The sequence below is a fragment of the Pseudoflavonifractor phocaeensis genome (assembly GCF_038439875.1).
Classification (GTDB): domain Bacteria; phylum Bacillota; class Clostridia; order Oscillospirales; family Oscillospiraceae; genus Vermiculatibacterium.
On record NZ_JBCDMT010000001.1, the window covers coordinates 55,156 to 74,755 of the forward strand.

Below are 19,600 nucleotides of genomic sequence, written 5' to 3' on the forward strand. Positions count from 1 at the left end.
GTGGCTTCGGAGCGGCCGTCCGCTTCCGGGCCCTACGCGTTTTGAACGGTAAATTCCAGCCGCAGCCCGACCTTCTGCCCCTCCGGGACCTCGATGAAGGAGCCGGGGGTGCCCTCGACGCCGGTAAACCGGGCCGTCTGGGTGATGCGCACGCCCCGGTAGGTGAGGTCGTAATTCCACTGTTCGGTGGGGAGCTGGGCCACCCACTCGTCCGGGTGGAAATTTAGGCAGTTCACCTGGGGCAGGGCTCCGGCATAGGACAGCAGGCCGATGGGCTGGGCGGAGCTGACGAAGGCCGCGGCCAGGAACCCGCCGGTGGAGAGCTCCAGCTCGTAGGTGAAGCCGGTGACCTCCCCGCCGGTGAGGATGGGGCTCCACCGCTTTACCTGGGCGGGGAACGGTTCAATGGCGATCGCGTTGCCCGGCGGCGCTTTCTCGGTGCCCTCCGCTGTCAGATGAAGGGCGTTTTCATAGAGGTAATCCAAGTAGAAATTGTAGTTATCCGCAAATTGCTCCGGGGTCAGCGGCCCCCGGTGGGGCGGGAGCTGGCCCTGAAGGGTGATGACGAGCACCAGGGCCAGTAAGGCGCCATATGCCCCCGCAAAGGCGAAGCACCGCCAGGAGCTCTCCGGGATCTCCAGCCGTTCGGCCCGGCCGTCGTCGGCGCTCCAGGCCCAAGGGCTGCGCTCCCCGATGTCGCAGGCCTTCCAGCTTTTGTAGTAGCGCCACAGGTTGTAGAAGGGGAGGCCGTAGCCCATGCCCTGGGCGAAGAGGGTCCCCAGCCGCTTCCGGGCGGCGGCGGTGGAGAGCTTTTCACCGTCCGCGTCCCGCAGGGTAATGCCGAAGACGAACTTCCCGGGAGTGGTGCCCCAAAAGTGGAGCAGGAGGGGTTCCAGCAAAAACATGAGGGCAAAGGCGAGATAGCTGTCGAAGAGCTGAAAGAAGAAGTTGGTGGTCAAATGGGGCGGAAAGCGGAGGATCAGGACCTCGGCGACGGTAAAGGGCAGGCTGTAAAGGGCCAGATCCAGGGTCCGGGCGAAGAGCCTCCGCCAGGAGTGGCCCGGCAGGGGAGGGGCCTCGTCCTTCGGCGGGGCGAACCGCTCCGAGGCCGGGGCCTTTTCCAGCTCCCTGAGCCAGGGGGCGGCGTCCAGGGCGGCGTAGTCCGCCCCGGAGGCCCGAAGCTGGGCGCACACGTCCCGGGCCCGGTCCAGGGCCGCCTGGTCGGCCTCCAGCTGGCGCAGCTGCCGTTCCAGGGCGGCGGTGAGGGGGAGCTCTCCCCGCTGGAGGGAGCGGATGGTGTCCAGGTCCATATGGAGCTGACGCAGGAGCTTGATCTTTTCCAAAGCGGCGGCGTCGGCCTCACTGTAATCCCGGTAGCCGTTGGCCGCCCGGGCGGGGGAGAGTAGGCCCTCCTGCTCGTAAAAGCGGATGTTGGCCCGGGTCATCCCAACGGCCTGTTCCAGTTCTTTGATGGTCATGAAACCACCTCCTGGGGGCAGTATAAGGTGTCAAGCGGCTCGACAGTCAAGACTTTTCGATAAAATGGGGGCAAAAATTGTACTCTGATGGAAAGAACGGAGAAATACGCCGCCGCACCCGTCAGCCTGGGGAAACATCTTCAAACGTGAGGTCTGTCGTTTCTCCCGTGTCGGTGATGGTGACATGGAAAGTATCATCATTCGTCGGGTTCAGCAGGGCAAAGGAAATGAAGTGAAAAAGTTCTTTTTCCTCGATGCTGGAATAGCCAATATCTCTAAGGCTGGTGACGAAGGCGGAGCCGGAGCTGTCTGCGATCGTCACGGAACTGCCCTCCAATGGACCGGAGATGTACCAATACCGGTCCTCCCTCCCAGGGCACCCCAAAAGCTGGGCAAAATATTTTGTATCGCGGTTTTCGGCAAATTCCTTTCTCGTGGAATTGCTGCCCAGGTGATAGCCGCCTTCGCTTCGGGGGAGGATCACAGTGTGGATCGTGTTGGGCGGGTCCGTATAGACCAACAGAGCGGAATCAGTTCCCTCCACAATTCCAAGCAGTTCTCCTGAGCAGATGTAGTCGGCCGCGCGCTCCGCTGTGGGAAAGGAGTAAAATAGATTTTCCACGGGATAAATATTCGCGAAAAAGCCGTAGCAGGAAATCAAGAGCACGATTAAGATAAACAATGGTTTTCTGTGTTTGCTTTTGATGCACAGGAAAAACAAGAGAAAGAAAATGATACTCAGGACTACAAGGAAAATGTCGTTCCACATGCCGAAATACTTCCTTTCCAAATGGAGAAGGGCAATTTTTATTTCAGTTGGCAGGCGTGGGCTGAAAAGGCAGGAAAGCAAGGGTAGGACAGAGTACGAGAGTTTGGAAGCAAAACAATGTATGGGTTATCAGAAAACAGAAATGCCCGGTGTCTTAACTCGGCTTTTTCATCGTCAAAGAGATGCGTTTCTTCTTCTCGTCCACCTCCAGGACCCACACGGTGACCACATCCCCCACGGCGCACACCTCCCCGGGGTGCTTCACCCGCCGCTCAGAGAGCTGGGAGATGTGCACCAGCCCGTCCTGGTGGACCCCGATGTCCACAAAGGCCCCGAAGTCGATGACGTTGCGCACCGTGCCGGTGAGCTCCATCCCCGGCTTCAAATCCTTCATGTCCATCACGTCGGTGCGCAGATGGGGGGCGGGCAGCTCGTCCCGGGGGTCCCGGCCGGGCTTCATCAGCTCCTTCACCACGTCCCGGAGGGTGGGCAAGCCCACCCCCAGCTCCTCCGCCGCCAGCGCCTCCCCGTGGGCGGCGAGGCGTTGGGGGAGATCGTCGATGGCCCGGGCCTCCACGTCCTTGAGGGTGTAGCCGCACAGCTCCAGAAGGCCGGACGCGGCGTCGTAGCTCTCGGGGTGGACACCGGTGTTGTCCAGGACGTTCTTGCTCTCGGGCACCCGGAGGAAGCCCGCGCACTGCTGGAAGGCCTTGGGGCCCAGCTTGGGCACCTTCAAAAGCTGCTTGCGGGCGGTGAAGGCCCCGTTCTCCTCCCGGTATTTGACGATGTTCTTGGCCGTGGTGTTGTTGAGCCCCGCCACCCGGCTCAGAAGGGGGGCGGAGGCGGTGTTCAAGTCCGCCCCCACGGCGTTGACGCAGTCCTCCACCACGCCGGAGAGGGTCTCGTCCAGCCGGGCCTGGGGCATATCGTGCTGGTACTGGCCCACGCCGATGGCCTGGGGATCGATCTTCACCAGCTCCGCCAGGGGGTCCTGAAGCCGCCGGGCGATGGACACCGCCGAGCGCAGGTTCACGTCGTACTGGGGGAACTCCTCGGCGGCCAGCTTGGAGGCGGAGTAGACGCTGGCCCCCGCCTCGCTGACCACCATGTAGCTGACCCCGCCGCCCAGCTCCTTGATGAGCTCGGCGGTCATCAGCTCGGTCTCCTTGGAGGCGGTGCCGTTGCCGATGGCGATGTGCTCCACGCGGTGCTTTTTCACCAGCTTGGAAAGGGCGGCGATGGCCTCCCGCTTCTTGTTCTCGTTAAAGGTGGGGTAGACCACCGCCGTGTCCAGCACCTTGCCGGTGGGGTCCACCACCGCCACCTTGCAGCCGTTGCGGTAGCCGGGGTCCAGTCCCATGGTGACCCGGCCCTTCACCGGCGGCTGCATGAGCAGGGGCTTCAGGTTGACCCCGAACATGTGGATGGCCCCCTCGTTGGCCCGGTCGGTGAGGGCGGAGCGGGCTTCCCGCTCCATGGAGGGCTCCAGCAGCCGGTCCCAGGCGTCCTCCACGGCGGCGCGGAGGAAGGCCATAGAAGCCGAGCCGGGGCGGATGATCCGGCGGTTGATAAGGGGGAGGGCAAGGTCCCGGTCCAGCTCCACCTTGACCTTCAAAACCTCCTCCCGTTCCCCCCGGTTGATGGCCAAAATCTGGTGGCCCTGGGCCCGGGAGAGGGGGGTGCGGAAGTCGTAATAGAGGCGGTATACCGTGTCCTCCGGCTCGGCGTCCTTGGCGTCGGAGACCAGGAGGGCCTTTTTCTCATAGAGCTGGCGCAGGAGCTTGCGCAGGTCGGCGTCGTCGGAGACCCGCTCCGCGATGATGTCGGAGGCCCCCGCCAGGGCATCCTCCGCCGTCTCCACCCCCAGTTCCGGGTTGACATAATCCTGGGCGGCGATGAGAGGCTCAGGACAGTCGGGGGCCTGGGCCAGGAGGAGGTCGGCCAGGGGCTCCAGGCCCTTTTCCCTGGCCATGGTGGCCCGGGTGCGGCGCTTTTGCTTGTAGGGGCGGTAGAGGTCCTCCACCTCCGCCAGGGTGGCGGCGGCGTCGATGGCGGCGGCAAGCTCCTCGGACAGCTTGCCCTGCTCGTCGATGGAGTGCTTGACCTCCTCCCGGCGCTTGTCCAGGTTCCGCAGGTATTGGAGCCGGTCGGCCAGGTCCCGGAGGACGGTGTCGTCCATGGCGCCGTGGAGCTCCTTGCGGTAGCGGGCGATGAAGGGGATGGTGTTGCCCTCGTCCAGGAGGGCCACCACGTTGTTGACATAATGTTCCGGCTGGTTCAGCTCCCGGGCCAGGATTTGAGAGATGGTGTCCATAGATAACTCCTTGCGGTCAGATTTTCAGCAGCAGCGCCAGGGTCCCGGCGGTGAGAAGCGCTAGACCCAAAGCGGCCTTGTGGGTCAGCTTCTCCCCCAGGAAGAGGCGGGAGAAGGCGATGGTAACGAGGATGCTCAGCTTGTCGATAGGGGCCACCACGCTGGCGGGGCCTGATTGGAGGGCCCGGTAGTAGAAAAGCCAGGAAGCGCCGGTGGCGAGGCCGGAGAGGAGGAGGAAGAGCCAGCTCCGGGGCTGGATGGCGCTGATCTCCCGGTGCTTCCCGCCCGCCAGGACGATGGCCCAGGCCAGGACCAGCACCACCATGGTGCGCACGGCGGTGCCCAGGTTGGACTCCACCCCCTGGATGCCCACCTTGCCCAAAATGGCGGTGAGGGAGGCGAAGAGGGCGGAGAGGAGGGCCCAGAAGAGCCAGCCCTTCCCCGCGGGCTTGGCCTCGGCGGGGGCCGGGGCCTTGCGCTCCAGCATCAGGAGGGTGCCCGCAAGCATCAGAACCATTCCCGAAACCTGTGCCGGCCCCAAGGGTTCCCCCAGGAAGAGGAAGGCCAGGGCCATGGTGAGGACGGTGCTGGACTTGTCGATGGGGGCCACCTGGTTGACGCTGCCCAGCTGGAGGGCCCGGAAGTAACACAGCCAGGAGGCTCCGGTGGCGAGGCCCGAGAGAATGAGAAAGAGCCAGGTCTTGGGGGAGACGGCGCCCAGAGTGTGCTGGGAGCCCACGAGAAAGACCATCCCCCAGGCGAAGAGGGCCACCACCACCGTCCGCAGGGCGGTGGCCAGGTGGGAGTTGACGTCCCTTACGCCGATCTTGGCCAGCACGGCGGTGAGGCCGGCGAACCCGGCGGAGGCGAAGGCGCAGGCGAGCCACATAGCGGTCAGTCCTTTCCCGCAAATTATACTCTATTTGGGGGCGGTCTGTCCAGAAAAAGGGGACGGGCCTATGGAGACGGGAGAGATTGAAAGGAGTGTCAAACAGGGGGCCGCCGCATAAACTAATACCGTCCAAAGGCGGGCAAATCTGGCCGGAAAAACCGGCGAAAGGGATGGTACTATGTGCGGGATCGCCGGTTTTTGCGATTTCAGCCGGGACAATACGACGCCTGTTTGGGGCGAGGTGGGGGAGCGGATGGGGGAGAAGCTCAACCACCGGGGCCCCGACGACAAGGGGCAGTGGCAGGGGGAGGCCGGGGTACTGGTCCACCGGCGGCTGGCGGTCATCGACCCGGACAACGGCAGGCAGCCCATGGAGCGGGCCCTGGGGACGGCCCGGTTCGTGCTCACCTACAACGGGGAGCTCTACAACACCCCCCAGCTGCGCAGGGACCTGAAGGCCCAGGGATACCAGTTCACCACCCGGACCGACACCGAGGTGCTCCTCTACGCCTGCATGGAGTACGGCGAGGACGTGGGGCGGCATTTGGAGGGCATTTACGCCTTTGTCCTCTGGGACGGGCTCAAGCGGAAATTTTTCGCCTGCCGGGACCGGTTTGGGGTAAAGCCATTCTTTTATGTCAACCGTGGAACAGAGTTCATTTTTGCCTCGGAACTGAAGGCCCTTTTCCAGTACCCCGGGCTGGAGCCCAGGGCGGACGGGGACACCTGGCGGGAGGTGCTGGGCCTGGGGCCCGCCCGGACGCCGGGATCGGGAGTCTTTGCCGGAGTGGAGGCCCTGGAGCCGGGGTGCTGGCTCACCTTCGACGCCAACGGGCTGAAAAAGGGCCGGTACTGGACCCTGGAGAGCCGCCCCCACACCGACGACTACGACACCACGGTGGAGCGGGTGCGGGAGCTGGTCACCGGGGCCATCACCCGGCAGTTGGTCAGCGACGTGCCCCTGTGCACCTTCCTCTCCGGGGGGCTGGACTCCAGCGTCATCACCGCCGTGGCCGCCAGGGATCACGCCCGCCGGGGCCTGCCGCCCCTGGAGACCTACTCCTTTGATTATACTGATAACGATAAGTATTTTACCCCCTCTTTATTTCAGCCTGACAACGATTCCCCCTGGGTGAAACGGATGGTGGAGGCCTTCCACACCCGGCACAGGGTGCTGACCTGCCCCATCCCGGAGCTGGCGGCCCTGCTGTCCGAGGCGGCCCGGTACAAGGACCTGCCGGGGATGGCGGACGTGGACGCCTCCCTCCTCTATTTCTGCCGCCAGGTGAAGAAGACCCACACCGTGGCCCTGTCCGGGGAGTGCGCCGACGAGGTGTTCGGGGGCTACCCCTGGTTCGAGCGGGAGGACCTTTTGAACGCCCCCACCTTCCCCTGGTGCGTGGACCTCTCCCCCCGGTCGGAGGTGTTCGCCCCCGTATGGACCGGGCTAAACATTGAAGATTATGTCAACCAGACCTACGCCGACTGGACGGCGTCCACCCCCCGGCTGGCCGGGGAAACGGGGGAGGCCGCCCGGCGGCGGGAGGTGGGGTGGCTCAACCTCAACTGGTTCATGGCCACCCTGCTGGACCGGAAGGACCGGATGAGCATGGCCTCCGGGCTGGAGGTGCGGGTGCCCTTCTGCGACCACCATCTGGTGGAGTACGTGTGGAACATCCCCTGGGAGATGAAGGCCATGGGGGGGCGGCGCAAGCAGGTGCTGCGGGACGCCGCCGAGGGGCTCCTCCCCGAGGACGTGCGGCTGCGGCCCAAGTCCCCCTACCCCAAGACCCACAACCCGCTTTACGAGCAGCTGGTCCGGGCGGGGGTGCTGGCTCTGCTGGACGACCCGAACGCGCCCATTCAAGCGCTGGTGGACGCCAAGGCCCTGCGGGAAGGGCTGCTGCGGGACGCCGGGGACTACGGGAAGCCCTGGTTCGGGCAGCTGATGGCCGGGCCGCAGATGCTTGGGTATCTCATCCAGGTCAACGCCTGGATGGAGGAGTTCGGGATCGGATAAGGGCCCTGTGGGCGCGAAAAACCGGCGGCATTTGCCGCCGGTTTTTCGTGTCAAAGAGTCAGGCAGAGGTAGCTCCAAACGGGCAGGGTGAGCATGGAAAAGAGGGTGGTGACCAGTACCAGCTTGCCCGCGAAGCTGGCGCCCTGGCCGTACTTGTCGGCGAAGAGGACCATGGTGGTCCCCGCCGGCATGGCCCCCAGCAGGACGGCGGTCCCCCGCAGCAGGGGGGCCGCCCCTGCGGCGGAGAAGAGGAGGAACAGCGCCGCGGGGATGAGGATCAGCCGGAGCAGGGTATATTGGACCGTCAAAAGGTCCAGCCGCATCTCCTTGGAGTAGGCGTGGATGACCGCCCCGATGGTGAGCATGGACAGGGGAGTGGAGCAGGCGGCCAGGGAGGAGATGACGCTGACGCCCCACTCCGGGGGCCTCCACCGGGTCAGCATGATGACGATGCCCACCGCCGTGGCCAGGATGGAGGGCTGGAGGAGGACGGCCTTGAGCTGGCCCCGGAAATCCTTCCGCCCCGTGTGGAAGTAATTCACCGCCACGCCGAAGGTGTTGATCCTGAGGGCGATGACGAAGATGGAGGCGTAGACCAGCCCGGGGTCGCCAAAGACGCTCCCCACCAGGGGCAGGCCCAGGAAGGCGGAGTTGGACACCGCCGTGCCGTACCGGAGGACGGCCCGCCGGTCCGGGGGCTGCCCGCGGTAGAGGAAGCAGTTGACCAGCAGGAGCCCGCCCTGGACCAGCACCCCCGCGGCCAGGACGAAGAGCATTTCCGCCCCGTCCAGAAGCCCGATGTTGTGGATGAAGCTATTGAGCACGTAACAGGGGAAAATGACGTCGATGACCAGGTCGGTGACGCTCTTTCGGCCGCTCTCGCTCAGGATGCCCCGCCGGGCGGCCAGAAAGCCCAGGGCGATCATCAGCATCATGGTCCCGATCACCAAAAGGAGACTGCCCAGATGGTCCAACGGCTCGCACCTCCCTCGCCGGACCTGTGAAGGGGCCGGGTCAGATGACGGGGCCCATCGTGTAGATATCGATGGAGCTGTGGTAGCCCAGGGTCTCGTTCTTGGTCTGCCGGCCGGAGAGGAGGGCCAGGGCGGCCCGGAAGGCCTCCTCCCCCACCTCCTCGATGCTGGCCTCCCCGGTGATGATGCGCCCGGCGTTCAAATCCATGTCGTGGCGCATGTTTTCGTAGGTGTTGGGGTTGCCGCAGATCTTCAGCACCGGCATGGTGGGGAAGCCCTGGGGGGCGCCCCGGCCGGTGGAGAACATCATGAACTGGGCGCCGGTGGCGGCCATGCCGGTCAAAATCTCCGGCTCCCGCCCCGGGGTGTCCTTGATCCAAAGGCCCTTCCGGTCCCCCGCCCGCTCGGGGTATTCCATGACGCCCTGGATGGGGCGGGTGCCGCTCTTGACGATGGCCCCCAGGCTCTTTTCTTCGATGGAGGAGAGCCCGCCCTCGATGTTCCCGGGGGTGGGCTGGCCCCGGCGCATGTCGCAGCCCAGGCTGCGGGCCCGGGCCTCCATCTTGTCCACGATATCGTAGATTTTCTTCCCCACCTCCGGGGTGACGGCCCGGCGGGCCAGCAGGTGCTCGCCGCCCAAAAATTCCGTGGTCTCTCCAAAGACTACGGTGGCCCCCAGGTCCACCAGCTTGTCGGCCACGTAGCCGATAACGCAGTTGGAGGCCATGCCGGAGGTGGTGTCCGAGCCGCCGCACTTGATGGCCATGACCAGCCGGTCGATGCCCACCGGCTGGCGCTGGAGGCCGGAAATCTCCATGACCAGCTCCTGGGCGGCGTCGATGCCGGCCTTGATGGCCGAGCTCACGCCGCCAAGCTCCTGGATGCGGACCACCCGCACGGGCTTGCCGGTGGCCCGCAGCTCGGCAATCAGACGCTCGGTGTCGGTCCCCTCGCAGCCCAGGCTGATGACCAGGGCGGCCCCCACGTTGGGGCTGCACCCCAGGGAGATGAGGGTCTCGGTCACCCGGTCCAGGTCGGGGGGGAGCTGGCAGCAGCCCTGGTGGTGGAAGTAGCCCACGCACCCGGCCACCTGCCGGACCACGGCGGAGGCCACGTCCCCGGCGCAGGTGACGCTGGGGATGACGGCCACGTGGTTGCGGCAGCCCACCTGGCCGTCCGGGCGGACATAGCCCATAAACTCATGCCTCATGTTCCGTCTCCTCCCTCCGGGGCAGGTCGCCCCGGCCCCGCATGCTGTCCAGGTTGTGGACGTGGACGTACTCGCCCTTTCGGATGGGCCGGGTGGCCACGCCGATCTCCTCGCCGTATTTGACGATGCGCTCCCCCAGGGGGATGTCCCGGACGGCGATCTTGTGCCCGTAGGGGACGTCACCGATAACCCGGAGAAGCTCCGCCGAGCCCTTTTTGTCCCGCAGCTCCACCTGGGCCCCGTCCCGGACCCCGTTGGCGAAGATGGTGGCCACGTTGTCCTTCTCGTGGACCTGAAGGGCGATCATTTTTTCTTCCATTGTGTCTCCTCCTTTATGGGACCGCCAGCACGGCCACGCCGTCCGGGATGACCACCACTCTGGCGTCCTGTCCCTTCATGCGGCGGGCCAGGGCCAGGGCCTCATCCGGGCTGGCGGCCGGGATCATGTTGGCCTTGCGGACCAGCTGGGGGTCCAGGTGGGTGGTCACCAGGATGATGGGGTGCTTTTTCAGGATGCGGGCGTAGATCTGGGGGCACCACTGCTCGGGGATGGTCTCCTGGGGCGGGATGCGGGAGAGGTAGGCCTCGATCTCCTCGGGCGTGCCCATGGTGATGAGCTGTTCAAAGTGGGTGCCCCCCATGCCGTCCACGCAGGAGCAGCACATGATGATGACCGCCCCGGGCTTGCAGCAGGCCTCGGCGGTGGCCACCGCCTTGGGGGACTGGTAGAGGTTCTGGTCCAGGGGGTAGCCGCCGTTGGAGGTGACGACGATGTCCCCCTTCACGGCGGGGCACTGGGACTGGGCCCGGATGAAGTCCACGCCAGCGGCGTGGGCCTCCTCCACGTCTCCGGCGAAGGCGGCGATGATCTCCTTGCGCTCCCCCAGGGCCACGTTGAGGATGAAGGCCGTGTTGACCCGCCGGGCCGCCACCACCATGTCCTCGTGGATGGGGTTGCGCTCCAGCACGCCGGTCTTGGCGTAGGGGCTGGAAATGGCGCGGAAGCTATGGTTCTCATTGACCGTCTTTTCGCTGCAGATGCCGGGGAGGATGCTCTTGCGCCCGCCGGAGAAGCCGGCGAAGAAGTGGGGCTCGATGAAGCCCTCCGTAATCAGCAGGTCGCACTCCACCGCCAGGCGGTTGACCAGGAAGCCGGCCCCGGAGGGGAGCTGGCCCATGGACACGAAGTCCTCCGGCCGGAAGGCGTCGTTGACGGCGATGCGCTCGTGGTCCACGATGGCGTCGCCGAACATGCTGCGCTGCTCGGCCTCGGTGGTGGGCCGGTGGAGGCCGGTGGCGATCAGGATGGTGATGTCGGCACGGGGATTCCCCGACCGGATCTCCTCCAGCAGGAGGGGGAGGGTGATTTTGCTGGGGACGGCCCGGGTGTGGTCGCTGGTGACCACAACCACCTTGTCTTTCCCCCGGGCCAGCTCCCGCAGGGGAGGCGTGCCGATGGGGGCGGCGAGGGCCTGGCGGACCAACTCCTCCTCCCCCGCCGGGGGACGGTAGCTGTGGACGCGGGCGGTGAGGACCGCCTCCAGGGCGGCCTCTTCGATGTGGAGGGGCAGGGTGCCCCGCTCATAGGGGATGGCGATTTCTTTCAAGGTATCAGCTCCAATCCATGTCCCGGCGCAGAACGCCGCGAACCGGCCCCTTGCGGAAGGAGACCGGTTCGCGGTTGGGATCAGGCGCGCGGCGGGAAAACGCTTACTGCGCGGCGGGGACGTACTGATCCACGGTCTCGTGCATCAGGGCGGTCTCGATGGCGAAGTCGGACAGCTCCTGGCCCAGGCCGGGGCGGTCGGGGATGAGGTACTTTCCGTTCACCGGCTGCATCTCATACTTGCCCAGCTTGTTGATACACTCCTGGGTGGTGCGGAAGTGGTGCTCGTGGATGCCGAAGTTGGGGATGGCGGCCTCCAGCTGGATGGAGGCGGCGTTGGTGATGACGGCGCCGGCCACGTGGACCTGGACCCGGGCGTCAAAGACGTGGGCCATATCGGCGATCTTCTTCAGCTCGGTGATGCCGCCGCAGTTGCAGGCGTCGGGCTGGATGAGCTGGAGGGAGTTGTCCTTGAAGAAGTTGTAGTAGCCCCAGCGGGCGTAGATGCGCTCTCCGGCGGCCAGGGGGGTGCGGACGCGCTGGTGGAGCTCCTTCATCATATCGGGGTTGAGCATGGTGACGGGCTCCTCATAGGCCATCATGTCGTACTTGTCGCACAGCTCGCCGATGCGGATGGCGGAGTTCAGGTCGGTCTGGCAGTGGTTCTCCACGATGATGTCGATGTAGGGGAACTCCTCCCGGATGGCGGCCATCCGCTCCTCAATGCGGCGATAGAGGCTGCGGTCGGGGAAGCCCTCCTTGGCCAGGTGGGGGATCTTCTTGCCGTTCTCATCATAGGTGGTGAAGTCGATCTTCACCGCGTCGTAGCCCTCGCTGATGGCGTGGCGGACGATGTCCACGTATTCCTTGGTGGCGCCCCAGGGGCCGATCTTAGTGGTCCAGCCGAACTGGAGCTGGCTGGCGTAGCAGCGCAGCTCGTCCCGGCACTTGCCGCCCAAAAGCTGGTAGATGGGCACCCCCAGCTTCTTGCCCTTGATGTCCATGAGGGCGATGTCGATGGCCGACATGCCGGAAAAGACCACCACGCCGCCGCCCTGGCCCCAGAAGGTGCCCTTCAAAATGGTCTCCCAGATGAGCTCGGTGTTCATGGGGTCCATGCCGATGATGTGGCGGGCCATGTCGATGACCATGCCGTAGGCGGCGGTATAGCCGGTGCCGTAGGCGATGCCTGCCTCGCCGTCGCCGTAGATGCCCTCGTCGGTGTGGATGCGGCAGCAGATGGGATAGCGGGCGCCGCGCTGCTCGCCGGCATCCAGCACGTATACGTCGACCTTGGTGATTTTCATAAACAGCCTCCTAATGACCCGTCGGTTTATTGGATGGTGATCTTGTCGCAGTTGCGGAAGGCGGCCTCGCTCAGCTCCTGGCCCAGGCCGGGCAGCTCGGGGGGCGCGTACTTGCCGTCCACGGGCTGATAGTCATGGATGCACAGCTCCCGGTTGTAGGGGCTGAGGGCGTAGGTGTGGTGCTCGTGGATGACGAAGTTGGGGATGGCGCACTCCAGGTGGAGGGCGGCGGCGGTGGAGATGGGGCTGCCGCAGGCGTGGACCTGGACCCCCACGTCGAAGACGTAGGCCATATCGCAGATCTTCTTGATCTCGGTGATGCCGCCGCAGGTGCCCACGTCGGGCTGGATGACCTGGATGGCGTTTTGCTTGAAGTACTCGATGTACTGCCAGCGGGTGTAGATGCGTTCGCCGTTGGCCACGGGCAGGCCCGTCTCATCATGGACAAACTTGGACAGCTGGGGGGTGGGGGTGGTGGGCTCCTCGAAGTAGAAGATGCCGTACTTTTTCACCAGGTTGCCCAGCTGGGCGGAAGACTGGGCGTCGGTGAAGGAGTGGTTCTCAATGATGATGTCCACGTCAGGGCCGATGGCCTCCCGCACCGCCTTCACCCGGGCCTCGTACATCCGCAGGTACTCGGGGCTGAGCAGGCCGATGCGGTCGGTATCGCCGAAGTTCCCCTCGTCGGGCTTGAAGGTGAAGAAGTCGATCTTGATAGCGTCGTAGCCCTCGGCCACAGCCTTCTTGGCCTCCCGGGCGTAGTCCTCCGGGGTGCGCTGGGGGATGACGTCGGGGCCCCAGCCGAACTGGAGCTGGCTGGCGTAGGTGCGCAGCTTCTCCCGGCGCTTGCCGCCCAAGAGCTGGTAGACGGGGGCGTTGTAGAACTTGCCCTTGATGTCCCACAGGGCGATGTCGATGGCGGAGATGCCGGCGAAGATGACCGGGCCGCCGTTCTGGCCCCAGAAGGTGGAGCGGTAGAGCTTGTCCCAGATGATCTCGTGGTCCAGGGGGTTCATGCCGATGATGAGCTTGGCGAAGTTCTGAACGATGCCGAAGGCGGCGGATTGGGCCTCGCCGTAGGCCAGGGCGGCCTCGCCGTCGCCGTAGATGCCCTCGTCGGTGTAGATGCGGCAGACGATGGGGCGCCAGTGGCCGTTTTTCAGGTTGGTTTTCAGATGCAGGACGTCTACTTTTGTGATTTTCATATCAGATGCTCCTTACATTGCTGGTTTCTCAGCCCCGGCCCAGGATGGCCAGGGAGATGGGGGGACAGAAGGCCACCACAAAGAAGGCGACGATGAGGCCGATGAGGAAGGGGATGGCCGCCTTTGTGATCTTGTCGATACTGATGCCCGTCATGGACGAGCCGACAAACAGGTTGAGGGCCACCGGCGGGGTGACGAAGGCGATGGCCAGGGCCAGGGTCATGATGATGCCGAAGTGGATGGGGTCCACGCCCACCTGCTGCACCACGGCCAGCAGCGTGGGGGCCAGGATGACGATGGCCGGGGTGGTCTGGACGAACATGCCCACGATGAAGAGGATGATGAAGATGAGGAAGAGGATGACGTAGTAGTTGGTGGAGATGCTGAAGAGGAAGTCGGAGATGATCTTGGTGATGTTCAGGTAGGCGAACACCTGGCCCGTGGCCTTGGCGGGGGCCATGACGAACATGGTGCCGGCGATGAAGGCGGTGTTGTCCCGGAAGATCTCCCACAGCTTGACGAACTTGAGCTCTTTATACACGAACAGACCGACGATGATGCCGTAGACGGCGGCCACCACGGCGGCCTCGGTGGCGGTGAAGTAGCCGCCGTAGATGCCGCCCAGGATGATAACGGGCATGACCAGGGCCCACTTGGCGTCCCAGAAGCTCTTGCCCATGGCCTTGAGGTTGAACTTGTTGTCGCCCTTCAGCCCGTGCTTTTTGCAGTAGACGTAGTTGATGACCATCAGGATGCCGCCCACCACCAGGGCGGGGCCCAGGCCGGCCATGAACAGGTCGCCCACAGACTGGTTGACCGTCACGCCGTAGAGGACCATGGGGTAGCTGGGGGGCACAATGACGCCCAGGCCGCCGGCGCAGCAGGTGAGGCCTGTGGCGTAATACTTGTTGTAGCCGTCCTGGACCATCATGGGGATCATGATGGCGCCGATGGCGGCCACAGTGGCGGGGGCGGAGCCGGAGACAGCCCCGAAGAACATGCAGGCGATGATGGTGACCATGCCCAGGGAGCCGGTGATGCCGCCGATCATGGATTTGGCGGCGTTGACCAGCCGCTTGGACAGGCCGCCGGTCTCCATGATGGTGCCGGCCACCATGAAGAAGGGCAGGGCCAGCATGGTAAAGTTGGCTACGCCGGAATAGAGGGTCTGGGCCAGGAAGTTGGCCGTGGTGACGGGGTTCATCCCGATCAGCACCACCAGGGCCAGGAAGATCGCCACGGCGATGGGGACGCCCAGGAACATGAGCCCGAACATCACCAGGAACATGATACCAGTTGCCATTACTTCTCCACTCCTTTCGCTTTGGCCGCCAGTTTCTCCTGATAGATCTGCTCACAGGCGTTCAGATCCATGGAGGGCTTGGAGGCGCCCAGGTTCTCCTCGTTCTCCTTCATCATCTTGGCGGTGTCCTGCACCAGCCGGATACAGGTGATGATGAGGGACAGGGGGATCACGGAATAGACAAGGGCCTGGGGAAGCTGGAGCATGGTGGTCTTGCTGGAGCCCAGCAGGCGGATCACGTCCGCCATGATGTAGGTGACGTAGACGTTGAAGCCGGCGAAGATCACGTTGGAGAAAATCAGCATGGCCCGTTTGACCTTGAAGGGGACCATGTTGAGCACAAAGTCGATGCGCAGGTGCTTGCGGTGGGTGACGGCGGCGGAGACGCCCAGATAGATCATCCAGACGAACATGATGGTGGCGAACTCCTCCATCCAGGTGAAGGAGTGCTTGAGGACGTACCGGCTGACCACCTGGAGCATCAGCATCACGGTCAGGACAAAGAAGCAGATGGTGCCGATGTACAGCTCGATGTTGTTGAGAAAGGTTTTGAGGTCAAATTTGCCATCTTTCACGGGGAAAAACCTCCTTAAAAAGTGTGCAAAAGGCCCGCCCGCAGGCGGGCGGGCCTTTCACTGGGGAGAGAAACGGTGGGAGCCGTTATTTCTGACCGGCCTCGTACTGCTCCACGAATTCGATCATCTGGTTGTAGGCCTCGGTGCCCATCTGCTTTTCCACCATGGGCCACACGGACTTGGCCTTGTCCTGGAACTGCTTGAGCTCGTCGGTGGTCAGGCGGATGATCTGGGTCCCGGCGTCGTCCTCCACCGTCTTGATGAAGCCCTCGGCCAGCTCGGCGGTCTTCTCCCGGCCCTTGTTCTGGGCCTCCACCATGATGTCGCGGATGAGCTGCTGGTCCTCGGCGGACAGCTTGTTCCAGAAGATGGGGCTGGCGGCGGGGATGGTGGCGGTGAAGTTGTGGTTGGTGATGACCATGTAGTTCTGGAGCTCATAGACCTTGGAGGAGACGATGTTGCTGGGGGGATTCTCCTGGGCGTCCACCATCTTCTGCTGAAGGGCGGTATAGAGCTCGGAATAGGCCACGGGGGTCACGGCGCAGCCCAGGGCCTCCCAGGTGGCGGTCTGGATGGGGTCGGGCATGACGCGGATCTTCACGCCCTTCAGGTCGTCGGGGGTGTGGACCTCGTTGTTGCAGGTCAGCTGACGGAAGCCGATGTCGAACCAGCCCAGGATGATGCAGCCGGTGTCCGCCTCGGCTTTCTCCTGCCAGCTCTTGCCCACCTCGGAGTCAAGCACGGCGTAAGCCTCGTCGTAGTCCAGGTAGAGATAGGGCATGTTCAGACCGGCGAAGGCGGAGGTGTAGTCGCCCCAGGAGCCGCAGTTGAGGATGCCGATGTCGAAAGCGCCGTTCTGCAGCCCGCCGATGTACTCCTGGGTGGAGGAGGCGATCTGACCGTCCGGGAAGACCTGAGCGGTGATCCGCCCGTCGGTGCGCTTGGCGATCTCGTTGACGAAGTAGTTGGTGGAGATGCCCAGGGAGGTGGTGCCGTCGCCCTCAAACTCCACGGTGGGGGACGAGGACGCGATCCGGATCACGATGGGATCGCCGGTAGGCGCGCCCCCATTGTCCGAGTTGGCAGCGGGCGCCTCGCTGGTTTTGGGCTCCGTGCTGCTGCCGCAAGCGGACAAGGAGAAGATCATGGACAGGGAAAGGACCCCCGCTGCGATGCGCTGATAGTTCTTTTTCACGTCGTTTTGCTCCCTTCATCTTTTCATTTCTTGCTGCGTTTCCTTTTCACGAACAGGAAAATTTCTCCATTGCTTTTTCCCAACCCATACCATATAATGAGCTTCGCTGACTGGGCGGCTGTCGAAAGCGGTTGAAATCTGCCTTTTCGCTTCTGAATATCAGTATAGCCGCCTTCCGCCCCGGCGTCCAAGTCCTTTTGATGGGAAATTCATAACTTAATTGTATAGGGTGTAAGTGGGATGGCTGTTTTTTGTGTAGAATACACAATAAAATAGGGAATATCAGGAAAACGTGAGGTGTGCTCTGTGAATTTCCAATCTCTGATCTACTTCAAGACCGTGGCGGAAATGCAGCATTATACCCGCGCCGCCGACGCGCTGTACATCTCCCAGCCCGCGCTTTCCAAGGCCGTCCGCAATCTGGAATACGAGCTGGGGGCCCACCTGTTTGAAAAGGACGGCAGAAACGTCCGGCTGACGAAATTCGGCTCTCTGTTTTACGACTATGTCAAGTGCGCGGTGGAGAAGATCGACGAGGGGGTGGCGGCGGTCCACCACCTGGTGGATCTGGAGTGCAACACCGTCTTTATCTCGGTCCTCTACTCCATGTACGCCCTCTATCTGCCCGAGCGGGTGCTCCGCTTCCGGCACCAGAACCCGGAGTCCCGGTTTTCCATCGCCTATAAGTACACAACGGCCATCCTCCAGGACGTTCTGGAACGGCGCAGCGAGCTGGGGATCTGCAGCAATTTCACCAAAGAGGATGAATACAGCCCGCTGGACAGCGCGGTCTTGTACAAGGAGCCCATCGGCCTCATCGTGAGTCGGGAACACCGCTTCGCCCAGCGAAAGACGGTCAGCCTGGAGGAGCTGCGGGATGAAAAGATGATCGTCTACATCCGCAGCAAGCTTGGCACCAACAAGATCCTGGAGGATCTCTGCGCGCCTTACGGCTTCCGCCCCAACGTGGTGGCGGAGGGGTACAGCGACTACGGCGTGGTGGGTATGGTGGCCGCGGGGGATGGGATCGCCATCATCCCCACGAAGGCCTTCCTGAACATCGACAGCGTGGTCCCCGTGGGGATCGAGAGCGACGTGCCCCTCACTCGGGAGATCCACCTGGTCTGGCGGGCGGGGGAGCGGCTCCCGCCCCTGGCCGACGCGTTCCGCGCGATGCTGGTGGCCGAGTCCAGGGAGCATCCGTACGAATAAAGAGCGCCGCCCCATCCTTTCGGATGGGGCGGCTTTTTGTATTTAGAGAAGAATGAGCTTATAGAGGAAATACAGCGCCACCACCAAGACGGGCAGAACGATCATCAGCGGGAGATAGGTCCTGTACCGCTCGCCCACGGTGCACCCCGTCTCCTTGTCGCTGAGGAGCTGGCACAGGTGCAGGGGGGAGAACATATAGCCGATGAAGCACCAGATAAAGGCATAGAAGAGGTCCACCAGAAGGGCCATCTCGCTGGCGTGGGGGGCGGCCACCACGATAGGGATCAGCACCCCGAGCGGCAGGTACATCAGTCCCGTGGCCAGGCCGAAGCAGATGCCCACCACCGCCACCATGGTCAGGAACATGAGGCTGGACTGGCCGTTGATGAGGGCGGCGAACAGGGCCAGCAGGTCGTCCATGCGCTCCACGATGTGCTGGAAGAAGTAGACCCCCACAATCAGCACCGCCAGGGAGGGGCTGAAGCTCTTCACCAGCCGGAGCGGGAACTCCTTCTTCTCCCGCCCCAGCAGGAACACCAGGAGGAAGGAGACCAGGAGGGCCAGCTCATAGGGCGTGCCGAACAGGGCGTTGATAAGGATGATGGAAAAGACGGGGGACATGGCGATGAGGAATTCCCCCAGGGCTCCCCACCACGCCCGAACACTGACCTTTTTCAGCGGCAGGGGCTTGGCCTTCCGAAGGAAGATAAAATAGCCCGCCGCCTGCATGAGGAGGACAAAGGGGAAGTTCAGCAGGCCCAGCCGGACGATGTCCACCTGGGGGGCCACGCTCTGGACCACGATCATGTTGACGGAGAAGGAGGCGAAGACCACCAGGAAGTGGCGGCAGACCACGTTGATGTTGGACCGCTGGGCCCGAGTCAGCCCCATCTCCTCCCCCAGCCGGTTCACCGGAGGGGCGGAGACCGCCGCTCCGCCGGGGGCCTGGAGGATGCCCACCATGGCGGGGATGAGCATGATGTTGATCCGGGCGCTGGGGATCAGCTTCCGCATGGCCCGCTCCATCCGCTCCAGCAGGCCGTACTGGGCCATCAGCACGCTGAGCATGCCAATCTCCACCACGATGAGGACGGAGGACAGGCTGGAGGCCTGGGTAAAGACGTCGGTAAAGGCGGTCAAAACGGCCTGGGGGCCCAGACCACCCAAAAAGCCGGCGGCCACGCCCAGGATCAGCAGGACCGGGCCGATGGTCAGCCCGCACTTGAGCAGGATGGGGATACAAAGAATGGCGGCGGCCACGGAAAAAAGCTGTCTCATCTTTCTCACCTCGTCAAAATGGACAATGCCCGGGGCGTTCCCGGAAATGGATTTTCCTCATTATACAAGGCCGCTCCGCCGCTTGGCAAGGGACACGCCCTCCGGCCCGCCCTTTGGACCGAACCCGGTAAGGCTTGAAAACACGGGTTTTTTTGAATCTCGTTATGGGTCCGGGCCCAAAAGATATCAATTAAAACGACATTTTCCCACATTTTTTAGTATAAAAGCGGGGAGCATTTCATCCCCAAGGGGGCGAAGTCAG

At 63.6% G+C, this 19,600-nt stretch carries 16 protein-coding genes; 2 read left to right on the top strand and 14 right to left on the bottom strand.

Annotated elements, in window-relative coordinates:
• Positions 1–32: 32 nt before the first annotated feature.
• From AAEU42_RS00315 to AAEU42_RS00330, 4 genes are all read right to left on the bottom strand, one after another.
• Positions 33–1,478 (bottom strand): MerR family transcriptional regulator, encoded by a 1,446-nt coding sequence (locus tag AAEU42_RS00315; RefSeq protein ID WP_342231516.1) that lies wholly within the window; start codon positions 1,476–1,478, stop codon positions 33–35.
• Between the two features lie 121 nt (positions 1,479–1,599).
• A complete protein-coding gene (locus tag AAEU42_RS00320) occupies positions 1,600–2,268 on the bottom strand; it encodes a hypothetical protein (RefSeq protein WP_342231517.1) in 669 nt (222 codons plus the stop codon).
• 133 nt (positions 2,269–2,401) lie between these two features.
• Positions 2,402–4,561, bottom strand: a complete 2,160-nt coding sequence (locus tag AAEU42_RS00325) for a Tex family protein (RefSeq protein ID WP_342231518.1) — start codon at positions 4,559–4,561, stop codon at positions 2,402–2,404.
• Between the two features lie 16 nt (positions 4,562–4,577).
• Complete coding sequence (locus AAEU42_RS00330; protein WP_342231519.1) at positions 4,578–5,450, bottom strand: EamA family transporter; 873 nt, start codon at positions 5,448–5,450, stop codon at positions 4,578–4,580.
• A gap of 181 nt (positions 5,451–5,631) precedes the next feature.
• Between AAEU42_RS00330 and asnB the strand changes: the two genes are divergently transcribed.
• Positions 5,632–7,473, top strand: coding sequence for an asparagine synthase (glutamine-hydrolyzing) (gene asnB / locus AAEU42_RS00335; RefSeq protein WP_342231520.1), 1,842 nt, complete (start codon positions 5,632–5,634; stop codon positions 7,471–7,473).
• Between the two features lie 50 nt (positions 7,474–7,523).
• On the opposite strand, the gene AAEU42_RS00340 is transcribed toward asnB, so the two are convergent.
• From AAEU42_RS00340 to AAEU42_RS00380, 9 genes are all read right to left on the bottom strand, one after another.
• On the bottom strand, positions 7,524–8,447 hold the full coding sequence (locus tag AAEU42_RS00340; protein WP_342231521.1) for an AEC family transporter: 924 nt from the start codon (positions 8,445–8,447) through the stop codon (positions 7,524–7,526).
• A 40-nt stretch (positions 8,448–8,487) separates the two neighbouring features.
• Positions 8,488–9,657 carry a UxaA family hydrolase gene (locus tag AAEU42_RS00345; protein WP_342231522.1) on the bottom strand — a complete coding sequence of 390 codons (1,170 nt, stop codon included), beginning with the start codon at positions 9,655–9,657 and terminating at the stop codon, positions 8,488–8,490.
• A complete protein-coding gene (locus tag AAEU42_RS00350; RefSeq protein ID WP_342231523.1) occupies positions 9,647–9,976 on the bottom strand; it encodes a UxaA family hydrolase in 330 nt (109 codons plus the stop codon). Before AAEU42_RS00350 ends, AAEU42_RS00345 begins: the two co-directional genes overlap by 11 nt.
• A gap of 13 nt (positions 9,977–9,989) precedes the next feature.
• Entirely contained in the window at positions 9,990–11,264 is a 1,275-nt protein-coding gene (larA, locus tag AAEU42_RS00355) for a nickel-dependent lactate racemase (protein ID WP_342231524.1), read from the bottom strand.
• Positions 11,265–11,367: 103 nt separating this feature from the next.
• A complete protein-coding gene (locus tag AAEU42_RS00360) occupies positions 11,368–12,570 on the bottom strand; it encodes a mandelate racemase/muconate lactonizing enzyme family protein (protein ID WP_342231525.1) in 1,203 nt (400 codons plus the stop codon).
• 26 nt (positions 12,571–12,596) lie between these two features.
• Positions 12,597–13,775, bottom strand: a complete 1,179-nt coding sequence (locus AAEU42_RS00365; RefSeq protein ID WP_342231526.1) for a mandelate racemase/muconate lactonizing enzyme family protein — start codon at positions 13,773–13,775, stop codon at positions 12,597–12,599.
• Between the two features lie 28 nt (positions 13,776–13,803).
• Positions 13,804–15,078 (bottom strand): TRAP transporter large permease, encoded by a 1,275-nt coding sequence (locus tag AAEU42_RS00370; protein ID WP_342231527.1) that lies wholly within the window; start codon positions 15,076–15,078, stop codon positions 13,804–13,806.
• Positions 15,078–15,653 carry a TRAP transporter small permease gene (locus AAEU42_RS00375; RefSeq protein WP_342231528.1) on the bottom strand — a complete coding sequence of 192 codons (576 nt, stop codon included), beginning with the start codon at positions 15,651–15,653 and terminating at the stop codon, positions 15,078–15,080. Before AAEU42_RS00375 ends, AAEU42_RS00370 begins: the two co-directional genes overlap by 1 nt.
• A gap of 85 nt (positions 15,654–15,738) precedes the next feature.
• The gene (locus AAEU42_RS00380; RefSeq protein ID WP_342231529.1) at positions 15,739–16,848 is read right to left on the bottom strand and encodes a DctP family TRAP transporter solute-binding subunit; all 1,110 of its coding nucleotides are present in this window, start codon (positions 16,846–16,848) and stop codon (positions 15,739–15,741) included.
• A gap of 306 nt (positions 16,849–17,154) precedes the next feature.
• Between AAEU42_RS00380 and AAEU42_RS00385 the strand changes: the two genes are divergently transcribed.
• Positions 17,155–18,060: a LysR family transcriptional regulator gene (locus tag AAEU42_RS00385; protein ID WP_342231530.1), complete on the top strand. Its 906-nt coding sequence runs from the start codon at positions 17,155–17,157 to the stop codon at positions 18,058–18,060.
• A 42-nt stretch (positions 18,061–18,102) separates the two neighbouring features.
• Here the strand turns inward: AAEU42_RS00385 and AAEU42_RS00390 are convergent, their stop codons facing one another.
• The gene (locus tag AAEU42_RS00390) at positions 18,103–19,338 is read right to left on the bottom strand and encodes a DUF401 family protein (RefSeq protein ID WP_342231531.1); all 1,236 of its coding nucleotides are present in this window, start codon (positions 19,336–19,338) and stop codon (positions 18,103–18,105) included.
• Positions 19,339–19,600 lie beyond the last annotated feature (262 nt).

Bases quoted from the DNA above. Each gene is read 5' to 3' on its own strand.
- AAEU42_RS00315 (WP_342231516.1), bottom strand. From the start codon at position 1,478: ATGACCATCAAAGAACTGGAACAGGCCGTTGGGATGACCCGGGCCAAC.
- AAEU42_RS00325 (WP_342231518.1), bottom strand. From the start codon at position 4,561: ATGGACACCATCTCTCAAATCCTGGCCCGGGAGCTGAACCAGCCGGAA.
- AAEU42_RS00330 (WP_342231519.1), bottom strand. From the start codon at position 5,450: ATGTGGCTCGCCTGCGCCTTCGCCTCCGCCGGGTTCGCCGGCCTCACC.
- asnB (WP_342231520.1), top strand. From the start codon at position 5,632: ATGTGCGGGATCGCCGGTTTTTGCGATTTCAGCCGGGACAATACGACG.
- AAEU42_RS00345 (WP_342231522.1), bottom strand. From the start codon at position 9,657: ATGAGGCATGAGTTTATGGGCTATGTCCGCCCGGACGGCCAGGTGGGC.
- AAEU42_RS00350 (WP_342231523.1), bottom strand. From the start codon at position 9,976: ATGGAAGAAAAAATGATCGCCCTTCAGGTCCACGAGAAGGACAACGTG.
- AAEU42_RS00360 (WP_342231525.1), bottom strand. From the start codon at position 12,570: ATGAAAATCACCAAGGTCGACGTATACGTGCTGGATGCCGGCGAGCAG.
- AAEU42_RS00365 (WP_342231526.1), bottom strand. From the start codon at position 13,775: ATGAAAATCACAAAAGTAGACGTCCTGCATCTGAAAACCAACCTGAAA.
- AAEU42_RS00370 (WP_342231527.1), bottom strand. From the start codon at position 15,078: ATGGCAACTGGTATCATGTTCCTGGTGATGTTCGGGCTCATGTTCCTG.
- AAEU42_RS00390 (WP_342231531.1), bottom strand. From the start codon at position 19,338: ATGAGACAGCTTTTTTCCGTGGCCGCCGCCATTCTTTGTATCCCCATC.